We start from the raw sequence: 18995 nt of genomic DNA, 5'->3' as shown, positions 1-18995 counted from the left end.
TTGTCAGCCCCTGCCCCGTCCTCTAGATTTGCCTCAGCCGCCGCATCATCGGGCGGGATCGGGCATCGGGGCAAATATGACGTTTTCGCGCACAAGACCCATCCTTCTGAGCATCGCACTTGGTGCGGCCAGTATGGCCGCCGCTCAGGATGCGGAGGTGCAGACCAAGCAATATGACGATGGCGGCATCTATGAGGGCACGTTCAAGGACGGGCTGCAACATGGCACCGGCAGCTATACCCTGCCCAATGGCTATGAATATACCGGCGAATGGGTCGAAGGCGAGATCAGGGGCAAGGGCGTGGCGCGCTTTCCCAATGGCTCGGTCTATGAGGGCGAATTCGCGCGCGGCAAACCCAATGGCATCGGCAAGATCGTGTTCACCGATGGCGGCACCTATGAGGGCGCATGGGAAGATGGCAAGATCACCGGGCAAGGTGTGGCCATCTACGCCAACGGCGTGCGCTACGAGGGTGGGTTTCTGAATGCCATGCACCACGGGCGCGGCCGGATGCAAAGCCCCGGTGGCTATATCTATGACGGCGATTGGGTGAATGGCGTAAAGGAAGGCGTGGCCAAGATCACCTATCCTGATGGCGCGGTCTATGAGGGGGCTGTTGCACGTGGTGCGCGCGAGGGTGAGGGCACGCTCACCATGCCCGATGGGCTGATCTATCAGGGCACGTGGCGCGCCGGAGAGATTGACGGCAAGGGCAAACTCACGCAGCCCAATGGCGATGTCTATGAGGGCGATCTTGTTGCCGGACGGCGCGAAGGCACGGGCCGTGTGACCTATCAGAATGGCGATCTCTATGAGGGGGCCTTCAAGGAGGACCGCCGCCATGGTCAGGGCACATTCACCGGCACTGATGGCTATCTCTATCAGGGCGAATGGGTCGCGGGCAAAATCTCGGGTCAGGGGCGCGTGACCTATCCCGATGGTTCGGTCTATGAAGGGCAGTTCCGCGATGATCTGGCCAATGGCGAGGGGCGCATCACCTATCCGGACGGCGCAACCTATGAAGGGTCATGGGTTGGCGGCGTGATCGAGGGCGCGGGGCGTGCCACCTATCCCAATGGCCTTGTCTATGAAGGCGAATTCAAGAACGCCCGCAACCATGGCACGGGGGTTATGACCTACCCCGACGGCTATCGCTACGAGGGGGAATGGCAGGACGGCCAGCGTCACGGCACTGGCACCGCCACCTATCCCGATGGCACGATCTATGTGGGCGGGTTCGTCGAAGGCCAGCGCCACGGGCAAGGCAAGATCACCATGCCCGATGGTTTTGTCTACGAGGGCGAATGGCAGAACGGCGAAATCTCTGGCCGGGGTGTGGCCACCTACACCAATGGCGATGTCTATGAGGGCATGTTCCGTGCGGGCAAGCGGCAGGGCGAAGGCACTATGCGCTATGCCAGCGGCCAAGAGGCCAGCGGCACATGGGAAGATGGCGCGCTCTCCGGGGCGACAACCCAGACCGAGTGATCAGATCGCCCGATCTGCATCAAGATCGTCCAACACGCGCGCCGCCCCATCAAGCACCGCTTGACGGCGGCTCGCCTCCATTTTGTCCCATGTGCGATAAACCGGCCCCATACGGGGATTGCGCCCGAACCGGTCGCGATTCCGGATCAGGAAATCCCAGTATAGCAGGTTAAAGGGGCAGGCATTGTCGCCCGTCTTTTCCTTGACGGAATAGGCGCAGGACCGGCAGTAATCCGACATTTTGTCGATGTAATTGCCCGAACTCACATAGGGTTTGCTTGCGATAATGCCGCCATCGGCAAACTGGCTCATCCCGATCACATTCGGGGCCTCGACCCATTCAAAGGCATCGGCATAGACCGCCAGATACCACTCATGCACCTGGCCCGGGTCAATCCCGGCCAAAAGCGCGAAATTGCCTGTCACCATCAGGCGCTGAATGTGATGGGCATAAGCCTCTTTTGCCGTGGTCTCAACGGCATGGGCGACACAGTTCACGCGCGTCTTGGCCCCCCAGAACATCGCCGGCAACTTGCGCTTATGTCCCAGCGCGTTGCGCGTCACATAGTCCGGCCCCTCACGGAAATAGATACCGCGCATATATTCGCGCCAGCCGATCACCTGCCGGATATAGCCCTCGGCGGCATTGATGGGCACCCGGCCTGCTTTCCATTCCTCAACAACACGGGCGCAGATATCCACAGGATCAAGTAATCCGATGTTCATATACATCGAAATCACCGAATGATGCAGGAACGCATCCCCTTCCAGCATCGCATCCTGCGTGTCGCCGAACCCCGGCAGCAGGTGCCGCGCGAAATGGTCGAACGCCTGCGCCGCCGCATCCCGCGTCACGCCAAACCAGAACGGACGCAGCGCTCCGAAATGGGTGCCAAACCGTGCCTCGACCAGATCAAGCACCTCTTGCGTGATCGCATCCGGTTCAAACCGCAACGGCCCCTCGCGCAGCAAATCCGCCTGCGCCCGCTTGCGGTTGTCATGGTCGAAATTCCACTTGCCCCCCGCCGGTTGGTCGCCCTCCATCATCAGCCCGGTCTTGCGGCGCATCTCGCGGTAAAAATACTCCATCCGCAGCTCTTTGCGCCCCTCGGCCCATCGGTCGAACTCTGCCAACGAACAGACGAACCGATCGTCCGGCAGTTGCCGCACCGTCAACGGGGCGTCCGACAGGGCCTCGATCAACCGCCATTCCCCCGGTTGCGTAGCGATCACCTCAGAAGCCCCAAATTCCTCGGCCCGCCGCATCAATTCCCCCACAATCGAGGGCGTGGCCGCAGGATCGTCCAGCCGCGTGTAGGCCACCTGCCAGCCCTCGGCCGTCAACGCCTCCGCGAAATGCCGCATCGCCGACAGGATGAGCGCGATTTTCTTGGGATGGTGCGGCACATAGCTGCCCTCATCCCTCACCTCGGCCATGACCACAACGTCGCGCGTCTTGTCGCCCGCGCGCAGCGCCGAAAGATCCGGGCTGAGTTGATCCCCCAGCACCAACAGCAGCCGCGCTACCATGGCACGGTTGCCCCCTGCCAATCAAAAAAGCCGCCGCTCTCCTCGGGCCGCAAGCGTTCGATGACGCCAAGCAGGTTCTCTGCCGCCTGCGCTGCGGGCACCGCCGGATGCCGCCCCAGATATTTGCGGGTAAACTCTGTCTCAACCGTGCCCGGATGCAAGGCCACGCATATCGCCCCTCGGTGACTGCGCCCCAATTCAATCGCGCCGGTGTGGATCATCTGATTCAGCGCCGCCTTGGCGGTGCGATAGCTATACCAACCGCCGAAATTATTGTCGCCAATCGACCCCACCCGCGCCGAGAGTGCGGCGAAGACCGCCCGCCCCTCGCGCGGCAAAAGGCGCAGGCTGTGCTTGAGCACCAAGGACGGCCCCACGCAATTGAGCGCGAATTGATCCAGCATCGCCTGCGCGCTCACCTGCCGCAGCGCCTTTTCCGGCGCGGCCCCGGCAATTTCCAACGCGCCGGTCGTCACCAATATCAGGTCAAACGGTCCGTCCAGCGCGCCAAGGGCTGCCGCAACCGACGTCTCATCGGTCACGTCCAAACCGTCGCCGCTGCGCGACAGGCGCGTGACCGTCACACCACGCGCTTCCAAGGCCGCGCTTACAGCCTGCCCGATGCCGCCCGAAGCGCCGATGATCAATGCTTTTTCCATGGCGCAGACCTAGCCGAAGCCAGCACAGCTTCAACCCCCAAAGCCAAGCGCAATTTCGGGGTTTTCATCGCCGCGCCGCATGCCTATAGTTTCGCCCATGTTGATGCAGGATCATATCACGCCCTTGCCCCACGCCGTTCGGCGTGCCGCTCGGGCTGTCCTGCTAGGCCTAAGCCGCCTCTGAGCGTGCCGTCTTGGCGCGACCGCTCAGAGGATGTGCCGTTTCGCGCCGCAGGCTTAGGATTTTTTGAAAGAGACCAACATGACCAACACCTCTAAAGATCGCGTCGTCATCTTTGACACAACCTTGCGCGACGGCGAACAAAGCCCCGGCGCCACCATGACCCATGCCGAAAAGCTCGAGATTGCCGGGCTGCTCGATGACATGGGCGTCGATATCATCGAGGCAGGCTTTCCCATCGCCTCTGAGGGCGATTTCAACGCCGTCAGCGAGATAGCCAAGAACTCGAAAAATGCCGTGATCTGTGGCCTCGCGCGGGCCAATTTCAAGGATATCGACCGCTGCTGGGAGGCGGTGAAACACGCCGCCCGCCCGCGTATCCATACCTTTATCGGCACCTCGCCGCTGCACCGCGCCATTCCCAATCTCGACATGGACCAAATGGCCGAGCGTATCCACGAAACGGTGACACATGCCCGCAACCTCTGCGACAATGTGCAATGGTCGCCGATGGATGCCACCCGCACCGAATGGGATTATCTCTGCCGCACGGTCGAGATTGCGATCAAGGCGGGGGCGACCACGATCAATATCCCCGATACCGTGGGCTATACCGCACCCGAGGAATCGGCCTCGCTCATCCGTCGGCTGATCGCCACCGTGCCGGGGGCCGATGAGGTGGTGTTTGCCACCCATTGCCACAACGATTTGGGCATGGCGACGGCCAATGCACTGGCCGCCGTCGCTGGCGGCGCGCGGCAGATCGAATGCACGATCAACGGCCTTGGCGAACGCGCAGGCAACACCGCATTGGAAGAGGTGGTGATGGCCCTCAAGGTGCGCGGCGACATCATGCCCTATGAAACGGGCGTCGATACCCGCAAGCTGATGAACATCTCGCGCCGGGTTGCCGCCGTGTCGGGCTTTCCGGTGCAGTTCAACAAGGCGATTGTTGGCAAGAACGCCTTTGCGCATGAAAGCGGCATCCATCAGGACGGCATGCTCAAAAACGCCGAGACATTCGAGATCATGCGCCCCGAGGATGTCGGTCTTACCGAGACCAATATCGTCATGGGCAAGCATTCAGGCCGCGCGGCGCTGCGCTCCAAGCTCAAGGATTTGGGCTATGAATTGGCCGACAACCAGCTCAACGATGTGTTCGTCCGCTTCAAGGAATTGGCAGATCGCAAGAAAGAAATCTACGATGACGATCTTGTGGCGCTCGTCAACGCAGGCGTAGACCCCGACAATAACCGCCTTCAGATCAAACACTTGCGCGTGATCTGCGGCACCGATGGCCCGCAACAGGCGACGCTGACGATGGACATTGACGGGCGCGAGGTCTCGACCGAGGCCACCGGCGACGGCCCCGTCGATGCCACGTTCAACGCGGTCAAAGCGCTCTTTCCGCATGAGGCGCGGCTGCAACTCTATCAGGTGCACGCGGTGACCGAAGGGACAGACGCACAGGCCACCGTGTCCGTGCGGATGGAAGAGGCAGGGCGCATCGTAATGGGCCAATCGGCGGATACCGATACGGTCGTGGCTTCGGCCAAGGCCTATGTCCACGCCCTCAACCGCCTGCTCGTGCGCCGCGAGAAAACCGGCAGCGACGCGCGCGAGGTCAGCTACAAAGACGTATCGTAACAGTCCATTGAGCACAGAACAGCAAAGCCCGGATGACAGGATCATCCGGGCTTTCTTGTCGGTGCTCTGGTGTCATGCGTTCCTTGGCCGAGCCGCGCGGGACGCGCAAGCGCGCCCTACTTCGCCCAATCCCAAGGCCGCACGAATTGGCCCAGCACATGCCCCACGGCCTCGCCCTCGGCACTGGCAGACCCCGATACCTTGGCCACAAGCCCAAGTTTCTTGTCATCCACCACAGATGTCACCCGCGCATCAACTCCGGCATCGGCCAAGGCCGCATTGTAAATCCGCGTGATCGCCAGCTTGCGCAGGTCGGGCTTGAACACCTTGCCCACGGCGGTTTTCGGCAATTCCGCCAAGACCTCGACATGCTTGGGCACCGCCGCGCGCTCATGCACATGCCGCTTGCAATGCTCGAGCAGCTCCTCGCCCGTGACCGTGGCCCCGGCCACCAGTTCGACATAGGCGCAGGGGATTTCGCCCGCATGGGCATCCGGCTGACCAATGGCCCCGGCCATGGCAACCGCCTTATGCACCATCAGCGCTTCTTCGATTTCGGCGGGGTCGATGTTATGCCCGCCCCGGATGATCAGATCCTTGGCGCGCCCTGTGATCCAGAGATAACCCTCCGCATCAATCCGGCCTAGATCGCCAGTGCGCAGGTAGTCGCCATGGTAATAAAGATCGCGGTTCTTGTCGCCCTCGGTATAGGTATGGCCGGCGTAAACGCCCGGATTGGAAATGCAGATTTCGCCCACCTCATCGACGGCGCAATCCATCGGCCCATCCGGCGTGCCCTTGATGATCCGCACATCCGTATAGGGAAACGGCACCCCCACCGATCCCACCTTCTTTTCGCCTTCGGGCGGATTGGCCGAGACAAGGCAGGTCGCCTCGGTCAGGCCATAGCCCTCGATCACCGCAATGCCGGTGGCCGATTCGAACCGGTTGAACAGTTCAAGCGGCATCGGGGCCGATCCGGAAAAGGCGTTCTTGACGGTCGACAGGTCCGCATCAACCTTGCGCTGCATCAGCGCCGAAACGGCCGTGGGCACGGTGATGATGAAACTGATCTTCCAGCGCTCGCACAGCTTCCAGAAATTATCAAACACGCCCTCGCCGCGATAGCCTGCGGGCGTCGGAAACACCACATGCGCGCCCGATTTGATCATCGCCATCAGAATCACATGACACGCAAACACATGAAACAGCGGCAGCGGGCACATCACATTGTCCTGCTCGGTAAAGAGCAGCGTGTGACCGATCCAGCCATTGTAGATCATGCCGGAATATTTGTGCTGCGCCACCTTGGGCATGCCGGTGGTGCCGCCGGTGTGGAAATAGGCCGCAACCCGGTCACCTGTGCTATCGGCAAAGCTCAGCGTTTTGGGCTGACGCGCGATCGCCTTGTTGAAATCCAGACAATCGGCATGGTGCTGCACCGGGTTCTTGGGCCGCACGAGGGGCACGATCCAGCTTTTCGGCGGCGTGAGATAGCGGTTGAGGTCAATCTCGATCACCGTATGCACGCTCGGCGCGTGGCGCACCGCCTCGGCGGTCTTTTGCGCGATGTCGGTCTTGGGAAACGCCTTGAGCGTGACCACCACCTTGGCCCCTGTCTCGCGCAGGATGGCGCTGATCTGCTCTGGCTCGAGCAGCGGGTTGATTGGGTTGACGATGCCCGCGATCATCCCGCCAATCGTTGCAACCGCGGTTTCCAGACAGTTGGGCAATACCAGCGCCACCACATCGCCCTCACCCAGCTTGAGGCTGCGAAACAGATTGGCGGCTTGGCAGCACTGATCATGGAACTGCTGCCATGTCAGGGTTTGCGCCTTGTCCGTTGCACCGGAAAACAGCTGATAGCTGATTGCGGGCCTGTCCGGAAAGCTACGCGCGACATTGCTCAACATTTGATAGATCGTTTGGGGCCGCTCGCGCGCCGCCCAAGGCATTTCGTTCTGGATGTCGAGCGCATCCTGTCGCGTCATGAACGCCATCGGTCCGTCCTCCCTGATTTATCCCGCGTTCCCGGCGCGGGTTTCTCCCGTTCACGGCAGAATGTGCGGGAATTCAGGTTCGTGCAAGATTTACGCTGCGTTTTGACGCATTTGTACCGCGTGGCTCTAACTTGCCCCCGACACACAGGCGACCATCGCGCCAGCCATATCGCGCAGCATCTGCGGATAATGCCCCGGCCCTGCCGCAAGCTGGCTGCCGAGCGGATCAATCACGCCATGCGACACCCCCTCGCCAAACACCGTTTCGACCAGCTTGGGATCGAACTGCGGCTCGGAAAAGACACAAGTGACGCCGCGCGCCTCAGCCATTTCCCGCAAGGCGGCAATTCGGGCCGGTCCCGGCGCCACCGCATCGCTTAGCGAAATCGCCCCCGCTGCGGAAATGTCAAAGGCGGTCTCGAAATACTGATAGGCATCGTGAAACACCAAAAACGGCACATCCCGCACCGGGGCCAACTGCGCTTTGATCTCTTCGGACAGGGCCTGTAATTCCGCCTGCGCTGTCTCTGCATTGGCGGCATAGATCATGGCATTCTCCGGGTCATGCTCGGACAATTCCTGCGCGATCAATCCCAACCAAGCCTGCGCATTCGCGGGATCAAGCCAAGCATGCGGATCGGCCCCGCCATGGGCGTGATCGTGCCCATGTCCGTGGTCATGATCATGGTCGTGATCATGCGCCTCCGCATGATCCTCGTGGCCCTTGTCCTCGTGCCCATGATCTTCGTGCCCGTGATCTTCGTGGTCGTTATCTTCATGCCCATGATCTTCATGCCCGTGATCCGCATGCGCCTCAAACGCAACCCCCTCCCGGAACGGCAAGACGCGGCTGCCCGCAGCCCCCAGCAACTCCACGGCATGTGCCTCGGATGCCAGCGCATCAATCGCGCCTTCCAGCCACGGCGTCAGCCCCTCACCCATCCAGAAGACCAGATCGGCCTCTTCCAGTGCCGCCGCCTCGGAGGGGCGCATTGCATAGCCATGCGGCGAGGCACCCGAGCGCACGATCACATCAGGCTCGCCCACCCCCTGCATCACCCGCGCCACCAACGATTGCACTGGCGCAATATCCGTGGCCACTCGGGGCGCGTCGGCCATCGCGGCTGAGGCAAGCGTCATCCCAAGGCTGAGTGGAGCAAGAAAACGGATCGGCATGGCAGTCTCCATATGTGATATCATAACATTTAGCGCCACTTGATAAATGTAACCCTATAACATATCAACCCCCAAATGATCCCACGGGCAACACTGACGGAGGGCAAGATGGATACGATCGGATTCGAGGCGCATGATCACAAGGGCTGCATGCGCGCCGCCCTCGCCGCTGTCGAGGCGCATTGTGCCCGCCACAAGCTGCAATTCACCCCCGTCCGCCGTCGCGTGCTGGAAATCCTGCTCAGCGAACACCGCGCCATGGGGGCCTATGAAATCCTCGACACGCTGCGTAGCGAGGGGTTGGGCTCCCAGCCCCCAGTGGCCTATCGGGCGCTGGATTTCCTTGTGACACATGGCTTTGTTCACAAGATCGAGCGCCTGAACGCCTTTATCGCCTGCACCCATCCGGGGCAGGATCACACGCCCGCGTTCCTCATCTGCCGCCAATGCGATGCGGTGGCCGAGGCCCATGCCGAACCCTCAAAGGGGATGTTGGGCCGGGCCGCCGCCGACTCGGGCTTTACCATCGAACAGGCAGTGGTCGAGGCGATGGGCCTGTGTCCGCAATGTCGCGAGAGCGCCCAGCCATGCGCCTGATCGAAACCAAGGGGCTGACCGTTCAGTTTGGCCGCTCGACGGTTCTGTCGAATGTCAGCCTTGCGCTCGACCGGGGCGAGATCGTGACCATCGTCGGCCCGAATGGATCGGGCAAATCCACGCTGCTGCGCACCTTGATCGGGGCGCAGAAACCGGCACGCGGCGAGATTATCCGCCGCCCCGGCCTGCGCATCGGCTATGTGCCGCAAAAGCTGCATATCGACCCAACGCTGCCGCTGACCGTCACCCGCTTTCTCAGCCTGCCACGCCACCACCCGGCCGAGGCCACGCGCGCCGCTCTCGAACAGGCGGGGTTGCCAGACCTGCGCAATCGACAAATGACAGACCTCTCGGGCGGGCAGTTTCAGCGTGTTCTGCTGGCGCGTGCGCTTCTGGAAAAGCCGGATTTGCTGATCCTCGACGAGGCCACGCAGGGGCTTGATCAACCCGGTTCTGCCGCGTTTTACCGCCGCATCGAAGAGGTGCGGCGCGAATTGAACTGCGGCGTTCTGATGGTCAGCCACGAACTCCATGTGGTGATGAGCGCCTCTGACCGGGTGATCTGCCTCAATGGACATATCTGCTGCGAAGGCCACCCCGAGGTGGTCGCCCAAGCCGAGGAATATCGCGCGATTTTTGGCACCGGCACCCAAGGCGCGCTGGCGCTCTATCGGCATGAACACAACCACGCCCATGACCATGACCACGGTCCTGCACATGATCACCCCCACAGCCACGAGGCCGCCGAATAATGCTGGATGATTTCATGGTGCGCGCGGCCCTTGCTGGCCTAGGTGTGGCACTGGCCGCCGCCCCCTTGGGCAGCTTTGTGGTCTGGCGGCGGATGGCCTATTTCGGCGATGCCACAGCCCATGCCGCAATCCTGGGCGTGGCGATGGCGCTGGCCTTTTCGATGTCAGTCTTTGTTGGCGCGCTGGCCATGTCGCTGATCATGGCGACCACGGTCTCCACCCTTTCGGGGCGCGGCTTTGCCATGGATACGATGCTGGGCGTTCTGGCCCATTCGGCGCTGGCCTTTGGCCTTGTGGCGGTGTCCTTTCTGTCGGGCGTCCGGATTGACCTTATGGCGTATCTTTTCGGCGATATTCTGGCGGTCAGCAGGGCCGATTTGCTGGTGATCTGGGGCGGCGCAGCCCTCGTGCTCAGCCTGCTTGCATGGCGCTGGCAGGCGCTTTTGACGGCAACGCTCAGCCCGGATCTTGCGTGGTCCGCCGGTATCGACCCGCGCCGCGAACAGCTTGTGCTGACGCTGGCACTGGCCGTCGTGGTTGCCGTGGCGATCAAGGTGGTGGGCGTGCTGCTCATCGCCGCCATGCTGATCGTGCCCGCCGCTGCCGCGCGCCCCTTGGCCGCAACGCCTGAACGCATGGCGGCTATCGCCACGCTGATTGCGGGGGGCTCTGCCTTGGGCGGTTTGCGGCTTTCGTTCCAGTTCGATACGCCAACAGGGCCGACGATCGTCTGTGTCGCGGCGCTGATCTTTGCCACGACCGCCCTGATCGGCAGCGGCCTGCGGCATCGCGGCGCGGCATCCGACTAAAACAGTCGGAAATCACCCTTGACTCTTTTTGTCGGAAATACGAGAGATATCCTATCAAATCACTCGGATACCTCGAAAGGACCCCTGATGCACCCGATCAAAGCCGCCCTGAGCGTGACCGCTCTGCTTGCCCTGACCGCCCCTGCGCTGGCGCAAGAGGTCAACCTCTATTCCAGCCGCCATTACGATTCGGATGATGCGCTTTACGAGGCTTTCACCAAGGAAACCGGCATCAAGATCAACCGGATCGAAGGCAAAGAAGCCGAGCTGATCGAGCGCATGAAGGCCGAAGGCGCCAACAGCCCGGCGGATGTGTTCATGACCGTCGATGTGGGCAATGTCTCGCGCGCGGTGGATGAGGGCCTGTTGCAACCCTTTTCCTCGGATCTGATCGAGAGCAATGTCGCGGCCAATCTGCGCCATCCCGACAATCTCTGGACAGGCCTCTCGCAGCGCTCGCGCATCATCTTCTACGCCAAGGACCGGGTCGAGACCCCGCCCCAAACCTACGAGGAATTGGCCGACCCCAAATACCAGGGCCAGATCTGCATTCGATCCTCGTCGAACGTCTATAACCAGTCGCTGCTGGCCTCGATCATCGAAGTGCATGGCGAAGAGGCGGCCAAAGAGTGGGCGGCAGGCATCGTCGCCAATATGGCCCGCGCGCCAGAGGGCGGGGATACCGATCAGCTGCGCGGCATCGTGTCGGGCGAATGTGATATCGCTGTCTCCAACACCTATTACTTTGCCCGTGGCCTTGCCGGGGACGTGGACGGGTTGACCAGCGGCATCGACGGCATCGGCTGGGTCTGGCCCAATCAGGAAGACCGGGGCGCGCATATGAACCTTGTGGCGGCGGGCATTGCCGTCAACGCCCCCAACCCGGAAGAGGCGCTTGCCCTGCTCGAATTCCTCGCCAGCGAAACCGCACAAGAGCAATTCGCCAATGGCAACAACGAATACCCGGTGCTGGCCGGTGTGGATATCGGCGAGCATGTGGCCAAGCTGGGCGAGTTCAAACCCGACAGCACAACGCCCACCGCCTCTTTTGGCGCGAATGCCGCCAAGGCACAGGCCATCTTCAACGAAGTTGGCTGGAACTGATTCGTCACCCCCTCTGCGGCCCTGCACGATTGCGCGGCTTGCATGATTGACCTAAGGTCGGGCTCCTCAACAGGGGCCCGGCTTTTTCATGACATCCGTTCGGCTACGATTGCTGATCCTGGCACTTTTGCCCTTGGCGGTGCTGATGCCGCTTTTGTTGCTGGTGGCGATCAACCGCTGGTCTGCGAATTATGACAACCTGCTGATCACCAATGTGGCCAGTGATCTGCGCATCGCAGACCAATATCTGCAACGCCTGCTGACCAGCACCGGCTCTGAGGTCACAAGCCTGGCCCGCTCTTTGCGCTTTGACGAGGTGGCGCGCACCTCTCCCGCCGGCCTGCCCGCGTTTCTGGAAGAGAACCGTCGCGCGCTTGGCCTTGATTTTCTCTATTTTATGCCGCAGCACGAGGCGCGCAAACGCTCGGCCGATTGGCCGGTGATCGACACCGCCCTACGCGGCCAACCCGCCACCGAGATCGACATTTTCACGCCCGGCGATCTGCTCTCGCTGCCCCAGACCGGCGTAACCCTTGCCAATCGCGCGCGCGTCCCGCTTGTTGCGACTGTTGCCGCGCAGCCCACCAGCCGCCAGACCGAGGATCGCGGCATGGTCGTGCACAGCGCCACGCCAGTTACAGCAATCGGGGCGCAAGGTGTGCTGATCGGTGGGCTTCTGCTCAACCGCAATCTTGATTTCATCGACACAATCAATGCGCTGGTGTACCGCGACACCGGCACCACCGGCGACCGCCAAGGCACCGCCACGCTCTTTCTCGAGGATGTGCGCGTATCGACCAATGTGCGGCTCTTTGCGGGCGAACGCGCGCTTGGCACGCGGGTTTCGGCGGCGGTGCGCGCCACCGTGCTCGACAAGGGCCAGACCTGGCTTGATAGCGCGTTCGTAGTCAATGACTGGTATATCTCGGCCTATCGTCCCCTGACCGACAGCTTTGGCAAACGGGTGGGCATGCTTTACGTGGGTTTTCTTCAGGCCCCGTTTGATGCCGCCAAACGGCGCGCCTACCTACTGGTTCTTGCCGCGTTTCTGGTTGTTCTGGCCGTCAGCGCGCCGCTCTTTCTCAGGCTTGCGCGCAATATCTTTGCCCCGCTCGAACGCATGACCCGCACCATGGAAGAGGTCGAAGCCGGCGATATGACCGCACGCATCGGCCCCATCGCCGCACGCGACGAGATTGGCACCGTGGCGGCCCATCTCGACACGCTGCTCGATCAGGTGCAGGAACGCGACCGCGCCCTGCGCGCATGGAACGAAGACCTGAACGCCCGCGTCGAGGCCCGCACCGCCGAATTGCGCGAGGCGAATGCCAAGCTTGAGACCACTTATCAGCAACTGGTGATGTCCGAAAAACTGGCCTCCATCGGCGAGATCACCGCCGGTGTTGCCCATGAGATCAACAACCCGGCGGCGGTGATCCAAGGCAATCTTGACGTGATCCGCCAGACGCTGGGGGCGCACACCGAACCGGTGATCACCGAACTTAACCTCATTGACCGTCAGATCGGGCGGATCACGGCCATCGTGGGCAAATTGCTGCAATTCGCCCGCCCCGGCGAATTCGGCACCTTTGAGGAAAATGTCGATCTGGCCAGTGTCCTGCGCGATTGTCTTGTTCTGGTGGATCACGTTGTAACCAGATCCGGGCATACGGTGACGCTGAACGCCCATCCCGACACGCCACCGGTGCGCATCAATCCGGGTGAGTTGCAGCAGGTGATCATCAACCTTGTCACCAACGCAGCGCAGGCCATGAAAACGCCCGGTCACCTGACCCTCACCACCCGTCCCGAGGATCGCGGCAGCTGCCCCGGTGCCGCGCTCTTGGTTGCAGACACCGGCCCCGGTATTCCCAAAGACAAGCTGCCGCTGGTGTTCGATCCGTTCTTCACCACCAAACAGGGCGAAGGCACCGGGCTTGGTCTCTCGGTCAGTCAGACCCTGATCCAACAGGCAGGCGGACGGATCACCGTGCGCAATCGTGTTGAAGGCGGCGCGGAATTCACCGTCTGGCTGCCCGGCTAAGCGCGATCAGCCCGGCCCGGTCAGCCAGGCATGATGCAGCGCTGCCACGGCGCAGGACGCCAGCCGTGCCATATCGTCATCCGCCCGCGAATTGAGAATGATCGGCACCCGCGCGCCCAGCACCACACCCGCCGCCTCGGCATGGGCGAGATAGGTCAATTGCTTGGCCAGCATATTGCCCGCATCAAGATTGGGCACCACCAGAATATCCGCCCGTCCCGCCACCGGCGATGACAGCCCCTTGGTCCGTGCTGCGGCCATATCAACGGCATTATCCATCGCCAGTGGCCCATCAACCAGCCCGCCGGTGATCTGCCCCCGCTCGGCCATCTTGGACAAGAGCGCCGCATCAATCGACGAGGGCAGATCGGGATTGACCGTCTCGACCGCCGACAGAACGCCGACCTTTGGCATCTCGATCCCAAGGCTCAGCGCCAGATCAATCGCGTTCTGCACGATGTCCATCTTGGCGCGCAGATCAGGCGTAATGTTGATCGCCGCATCCGTCACCAACAAAAGATGCGCCAGCCCCGGCACGTCCATCACAAAGATATGCGTCAGCCGCCGCGCGGTGCGCAGCCCCGCCGCCTTGTCCAGCACCGCCCGCAAGAGTTGGTCGGTATGCAGATGCCCCTTCATCACCGCCCCTGCCCGCCCCGCCTGCACCAGCGCCACAGCGCGCCGGGCGGCGGCCTCGGGGTCTGGCTCTGCGATGATCTCGATCCCTGTCAGATCCGCCTCCAGCGCTTGCGCTGCAGCCGCAATGCGGATGGGATTGCCAATCAGGATCGGTGCGATCAGCGTATGCGCCCGCGCGCGCAGCGCGCCGCCCAAGGAATTGACCTCTTCGGGACAGACCACCGCCGTTACCAGCGGCTCGAGCGGCTCCGCCCGCTTGAGCAGCTTTTCGAAATGCCGGTGCCGCTGCACGATAAGGCCGGGCAGATCGTGGCTGGAATAGTTCAGCTTGCGGCGCGGGGCCTCGACCACCGCCACGCCCGATACGATCAGCGCATCATCGCGCAGGCGCCGCACCTCAGTGGCCAGCGTCACGGTCATGTCGCGGTCATTGCGATCCGTCACGGTGACCCGGCTTTCAACCTCGTCCCCGGCATGGGCGTGGTTGTGAAACACAAGGCTTTGCGCGCGGTAAAGCGTTCCCGCCCCCGGCAAAAGATTGCCCAAGACCGCCGATATCAGCGCTCCCAGAAACATCCCCGGCACATAGGCCTCGGGCTGACCATCACCATCGCCATCCAGATCATAGAGATGCATCGGGTTGTGATTGCCCGACATATTGGCAAAGACCAGCAAATCATCCTGCGTGCACAGCCGCCGCAGGCTCTGGCTCTGCCCCACCTGCAACTCGTCAAAGACGCGGTTCTCGATCTTCATCCGGCAAACCTCCTGCCCTGCAGCCTGCGCGCGCCCTATCCCAGCCTCATCCCACCCAAACGCGGGCCTGTGTCAGGCGTATGACGCAGCCCGCCAAATCAAAGCGCGCGGGCGCTCTGGCGCAGTTCGAATTTCTGGATCTTGCCGGTGGATGTCTTGGGCAATTCCTGAAACACCACCGCCTTGGGCGTCTTGAACCCCGCCAGCCGCTCACGCGCAAAGGCGATCAACTCGGCCTCGCTCACCTCGGCCCCGTCCTTCAACTCGACAAAGGCGCAAGGCACCTCGCCCCATTTCTCATCCGGCTTGGCGACCACGGCACAAAGCATCACGGCAGGATGGCGCATCAATACCCCCTCGACCTCGACCGAGGAAATATTCTCGCCACCTGAAATGATGATATCCTTGGCCCGATCCGCGATCTTGAGATAGCCGTCGGGATGCTGAAACGCGATATCGCCGGAATGGAAATACCCCCCGCGAAACGCCTCTGCGGTCGCCGCCGGATTCTTGAGATAGCCTTTCATCACCGAATTTCCCCGGATCATGATCTCGCCCAAGGTTGCGCCATCCATCGGGATTTGCGCCATGGTTTCGGGGTCCATTGCCGTGATCTCTTCCATCATCGGCATCAAAACCCCGGTGCGCGCCTTGATCGTATAGCGCTCGTCCTCAGGAAGGGCATCCCAGCCATCCTGCCACAGACATTCGGTGACATGACCATAAGTCTCGGTCAGGCCATAGACCTGCGTCACGGTAAAGCCCAACGGCTCGATCGCCGCCAATGTTGCGGCGGGCGGCGGGGCCCCTGCGGTGAACACATCGACCACATGGTCGAACGCGCGCCGCTCGCCCTCTTTGGCATGGACGATCATATTCAGCACGATGGGCGCACCGCCGAAATGCGTGACCCCCTCATCGGCAATCGCGTCATAAATCGCCCGCGCCGTAATATCGCGACAGCAAACCACCCTGCCCCCCAGCATCGGCATCAGCCAGACATGGTTCCAGTTGTTGCAATGAAACAGCGGCACAATGGTCAGATAGGTCGGATAGCGTGGCAATTGCCAACTCACGACCGTGCCCATGGTCATCAGATACGCCCCGCGATGGTGATAGACCACGCCCTTGGGCCGCCCGGTGGTGCCAGAGGTGTAATTGAGCGCCAAACTCTCCCATTCATCCTCGGGCATGATCCATGCAAAATCGGGATCGCCAGAGGCCAGCAACTCCTCATACTCCATGTAATGCCCATGGGCATGCACGCCCGCCGCATCATCCGCCACCTCGACCACGCCGGGCGGTGGGCCTTCCATCAACTCGATTGCCTGCGCCAGCACCGGCAGGAATTGCGGATCGCACAGCACCACCCGCGCCCCGCCATGATCGAGAATATAGGCGATTGTATCGGCCTCTAGCCTTGTGTTGATGGCATTGAGCACCGCGCCACAGGCGGGCACCCCAAAATGCGCCTCGCAATGGGCAGGTATATTGGGCAGGAGGGTCGCCACCACATCGCCGGGCTCGATCCCCAGCTTGACCAAGGCCGAGGCCAGCCGCGAGACGCGCGCGTGATACTCTGCATAGGTGCGCCGCGTGCCGCGATAAACCAGCGCTTCACGATCGGGAAATATCTGCGCCGCGCGCCTCAGATGCGACAGCGGCGTCAGCGCCACAAAATTCGCGGCGCATTTCTCCAGCCCGGTCTCCTCCTTCATCCAGCCCATCGCGCACCTCCTCTTGTCCCTGCGGATCCGTCCAAGGAATAGAGCAATGCCAGAGCGATGCAATTGCCAAACACGTGTCCCAGAGCCTGTGAGAGCGTGCTTTCACGCTCAAAAAGTAACTTTACAGGTTCAAATCGCAGCACTAAGGGGACGAAGCGACGTGTGCAAAATTTCAGCACGGGGCGGCGTGATTCTGAAAGGTATTTGTATGATTGTTTCCGGCACGCGCCGCCCAAATGTCTTGACCAGTCGATTGTTCAGATTACGCTTCGCGCTTGCGCATGCCCTCAGCATGACCATCGAGGTCCGGACCGACGCAGGTAGCTACCGGTTCGCGTGCCGCAGCTACACCGAATACAAACGCGCCGTCACTCTCCTGCAAAAGGAAGAGGGCACGATCCGCTGGCTGCGCGACACGCTGCGCCCCGGCGATACCTTTTGCGACATCGGGGCCAATGTCGGCCTCTACTCGGTCTTTTCCGGCAACCTTGTGGGCGAGACCGGGCATATCCTGTCCTTCGAGCCGCATGCCGCCAATGCGCTCAGCCTGATGCAAAACATGGCGTTGAACGGCCTGAGCAGCCGCGCCAAGGTGATTTCGGCCGCTTTGGGCGACCGTAACGGCTTTTTCGACTTCAATATCATCGAGGCGACGGCAGGCTCGGCCATGAGCCAGCTTGACCGCACCCTTGATGGGCACGAGCGCCCCTTCGTGCCGGTCCTGCGCGAATTCAAGGCCGCCTTTACCCTTGATCATCTGGTTGCCGAAGGCATCGTGCCCACACCCGATGTGATCAAGGTCGATGTCGACGGCAACGAGCTTCTGGTCATGGCGGGGATGCGCAACGTGCTTGGCTCGGCCAAACGCCCGCGCTCAGTTCAGGTCGAGGTCAGCCCCCACTACGCAGAGGATCTCGATGCCTTCATGGACGGGCTTGGCTACCGGGCGCAAAAGCGGCACCGCACCGACATCGGTTTACGCAAACTTGCACGCGGCGCCGATCCGGTGTTGATTGCGCATAACGCAATCTACGCTCCGGCTGCGGCCTAAGACCCGCACCGCCCGAACAAGGAGACACCCATGATGTTCAATCTCGACGGCGCTGACGTCCGCCACGATCCCTTTCCCATCGCCTTTGCCAAGCCGGTGTTTGACGCCGACCTCTATCAAGAGATGCTGGACAACTGGCCCGACACCGAGCGGTTTCAGTTCATGCCCAAGCTGGGCAACAAATATTCCCTCTCCGAGGTGAACAACGCCAAACAGTATCACGACTTCATCAAGTCGACCCCGGTCTGGAAACGCTTTCACGACGAGGTCAAAAGCGAACGCTTCGTGCGCGGCATCGTCGATTTTCTGGCCAGCCACAACATCGACCTCGACCTTGGCCGCAAGATGGTGCTCACCAACACGCCCGGCGCGCGCCTTGGCCTGCGCCTGACCGAGGCGCTCTGCGGCGCGGCCTTGGTCGAGCGGCGCAAGACTCCGCTGCGCTCGCGCTTTGAATTCTCGATGATGCCGGGCGATGGCGGCTCGATCCTGCCGCACACAGACGCGCCCGCCAAACTGATCACCGTGGTCGTCTCGATGGTCGCGCCGGGCGAATGGAAGCCGGAATATGGCGGCGGCACTTCGGTCGTCTGGCCCAAGGACAAGACGCGCAGCTTCAACTTCCGCAACACGTTCTTGCCGTTCGAAGAGGTGGACACGCTCGATTGCTACGAGTTCAACTCGAACCAATGCATGATCTTCGTCAAGACCTTCAATTCCTGGCACGCCGTCGAGCCGATCAAGGCCCCCCGCCCCGACATGTTCCGCCGGTCCCTCACGATCAATATCGAGGTTCCGAAGAGCTGAGCGTAAGAGGCCTGCGTCGCGGCCATG

General features: G+C 61.8%; 15 protein-coding genes. 9 read left to right on the top strand and 6 right to left on the bottom strand.

Annotation, left to right across the window (positions count from 1 at the left end):
• Nucleotides 1-76: 76 nt before the first annotated feature.
• Entirely contained in the window at nt 77-1489 is a 1413-nt protein-coding gene (locus ROSMUCSMR3_RS17850; RefSeq protein ID WP_081508231.1) for an MORN repeat-containing protein, read from the top strand.
• Here the strand turns inward: ROSMUCSMR3_RS17850 and ROSMUCSMR3_RS17845 are convergent, their stop codons facing one another.
• Together ROSMUCSMR3_RS17845 and ROSMUCSMR3_RS17840 are read right to left on the bottom strand one after the other, a co-directional pair.
• Nucleotides 1490-3019 (bottom strand): cryptochrome/photolyase family protein, encoded by a 1530-nt coding sequence (locus ROSMUCSMR3_RS17845; protein WP_081508230.1) that lies wholly within the window; start codon nt 3017-3019, stop codon nt 1490-1492.
• Nucleotides 3013-3678, bottom strand: coding sequence for an SDR family oxidoreductase (locus tag ROSMUCSMR3_RS17840; RefSeq protein ID WP_081508229.1), 666 nt, complete (start codon nt 3676-3678; stop codon nt 3013-3015). The genes ROSMUCSMR3_RS17845 and ROSMUCSMR3_RS17840 overlap by 7 nt, the downstream gene beginning before the upstream one ends.
• A 262-nt stretch (nt 3679-3940) precedes the next feature.
• Between ROSMUCSMR3_RS17840 and ROSMUCSMR3_RS17835 the strand changes: the two genes are divergently transcribed.
• A complete protein-coding gene (locus tag ROSMUCSMR3_RS17835; protein ID WP_008280268.1) occupies nt 3941-5506 on the top strand; it encodes a 2-isopropylmalate synthase in 1566 nt (521 codons plus the stop codon).
• A 116-nt stretch (nt 5507-5622) separates the two neighbouring features.
• Here the strand turns inward: ROSMUCSMR3_RS17835 and ROSMUCSMR3_RS17830 are convergent, their stop codons facing one another.
• Both ROSMUCSMR3_RS17830 and ROSMUCSMR3_RS17825 read right to left on the bottom strand, forming a co-directional pair.
• Complete coding sequence (locus ROSMUCSMR3_RS17830) at nt 5623-7506, bottom strand: acyl-CoA synthetase (protein ID WP_008280267.1); 1884 nt, start codon at nt 7504-7506, stop codon at nt 5623-5625.
• Between the two features lie 126 nt (nt 7507-7632).
• Nucleotides 7633-8682 (bottom strand): zinc ABC transporter substrate-binding protein, encoded by a 1050-nt coding sequence (locus ROSMUCSMR3_RS17825; RefSeq protein WP_237183479.1) that lies wholly within the window; start codon nt 8680-8682, stop codon nt 7633-7635.
• Between the two features lie 108 nt (nt 8683-8790).
• Between ROSMUCSMR3_RS17825 and ROSMUCSMR3_RS17820 the strand changes: the two genes are divergently transcribed.
• The 5 genes from ROSMUCSMR3_RS17820 to ROSMUCSMR3_RS17800 all read left to right on the top strand — a co-directional run bounded on the left by ROSMUCSMR3_RS17820 (nt 8791) and on the right by ROSMUCSMR3_RS17800 (nt 13988).
• Complete coding sequence (locus ROSMUCSMR3_RS17820; protein ID WP_037297240.1) at nt 8791-9279, top strand: Fur family transcriptional regulator; 489 nt, start codon at nt 8791-8793, stop codon at nt 9277-9279.
• Nucleotides 9270-10031: a metal ABC transporter ATP-binding protein gene (locus ROSMUCSMR3_RS17815; RefSeq protein WP_081508227.1), complete on the top strand. Its 762-nt coding sequence runs from the start codon at nt 9270-9272 to the stop codon at nt 10029-10031. Before ROSMUCSMR3_RS17820 ends, ROSMUCSMR3_RS17815 begins: the two co-directional genes overlap by 10 nt.
• Nucleotides 10031-10840 carry a metal ABC transporter permease gene (locus tag ROSMUCSMR3_RS17810; protein ID WP_081508226.1) on the top strand — a complete coding sequence of 270 codons (810 nt, stop codon included), beginning with the start codon at nt 10031-10033 and terminating at the stop codon, nt 10838-10840. Before ROSMUCSMR3_RS17815 ends, ROSMUCSMR3_RS17810 begins: the two co-directional genes overlap by 1 nt.
• Before the next feature lie 87 nt (nt 10841-10927).
• Nucleotides 10928-11944, top strand: a complete 1017-nt coding sequence (locus ROSMUCSMR3_RS17805; RefSeq protein ID WP_081508225.1) for a Fe(3+) ABC transporter substrate-binding protein — start codon at nt 10928-10930, stop codon at nt 11942-11944.
• An 88-nt stretch (nt 11945-12032) separates the two neighbouring features.
• Nucleotides 12033-13988 carry a sensor histidine kinase gene (locus ROSMUCSMR3_RS17800; protein ID WP_081508224.1) on the top strand — a complete coding sequence of 652 codons (1956 nt, stop codon included), beginning with the start codon at nt 12033-12035 and terminating at the stop codon, nt 13986-13988.
• Nucleotides 13989-13994: 6 nt separating this feature from the next.
• On the opposite strand, the gene ROSMUCSMR3_RS17795 is transcribed toward ROSMUCSMR3_RS17800, so the two are convergent.
• Nucleotides 13995-15383 carry a bifunctional enoyl-CoA hydratase/phosphate acetyltransferase gene (locus ROSMUCSMR3_RS17795; RefSeq protein ID WP_008280260.1) on the bottom strand — a complete coding sequence of 463 codons (1389 nt, stop codon included), beginning with the start codon at nt 15381-15383 and terminating at the stop codon, nt 13995-13997.
• Nucleotides 15384-15481: 98 nt separating this feature from the next.
• Nucleotides 15482-17110, bottom strand: coding sequence for an AMP-binding protein (locus ROSMUCSMR3_RS17790; RefSeq protein WP_008280259.1), 1629 nt, complete (start codon nt 17108-17110; stop codon nt 15482-15484).
• A gap of 292 nt (nt 17111-17402) precedes the next feature.
• On the opposite strand from ROSMUCSMR3_RS17790, the gene ROSMUCSMR3_RS17785 reads away from it, so the two are divergent.
• Complete coding sequence (locus ROSMUCSMR3_RS17785) at nt 17403-18161, top strand: FkbM family methyltransferase (protein ID WP_157667356.1); 759 nt, start codon at nt 17403-17405, stop codon at nt 18159-18161.
• Nucleotides 18162-18191: 30 nt separating this feature from the next.
• Nucleotides 18192-18968: a 2OG-Fe(II) oxygenase gene (locus ROSMUCSMR3_RS17780; protein WP_081508222.1), complete on the top strand. Its 777-nt coding sequence runs from the start codon at nt 18192-18194 to the stop codon at nt 18966-18968.
• The last annotated feature ends 27 nt before the right edge of the window (nt 18969-18995 follow it).

It is taken from the genome of Roseovarius mucosus (assembly GCF_002080415.1).
In the GTDB taxonomy this organism is placed as follows: Bacteria; Pseudomonadota; Alphaproteobacteria; order Rhodobacterales; family Rhodobacteraceae; genus Roseovarius; species Roseovarius mucosus_A.
This window is presented reverse-complemented; position numbering and strand designations above follow the sequence as displayed.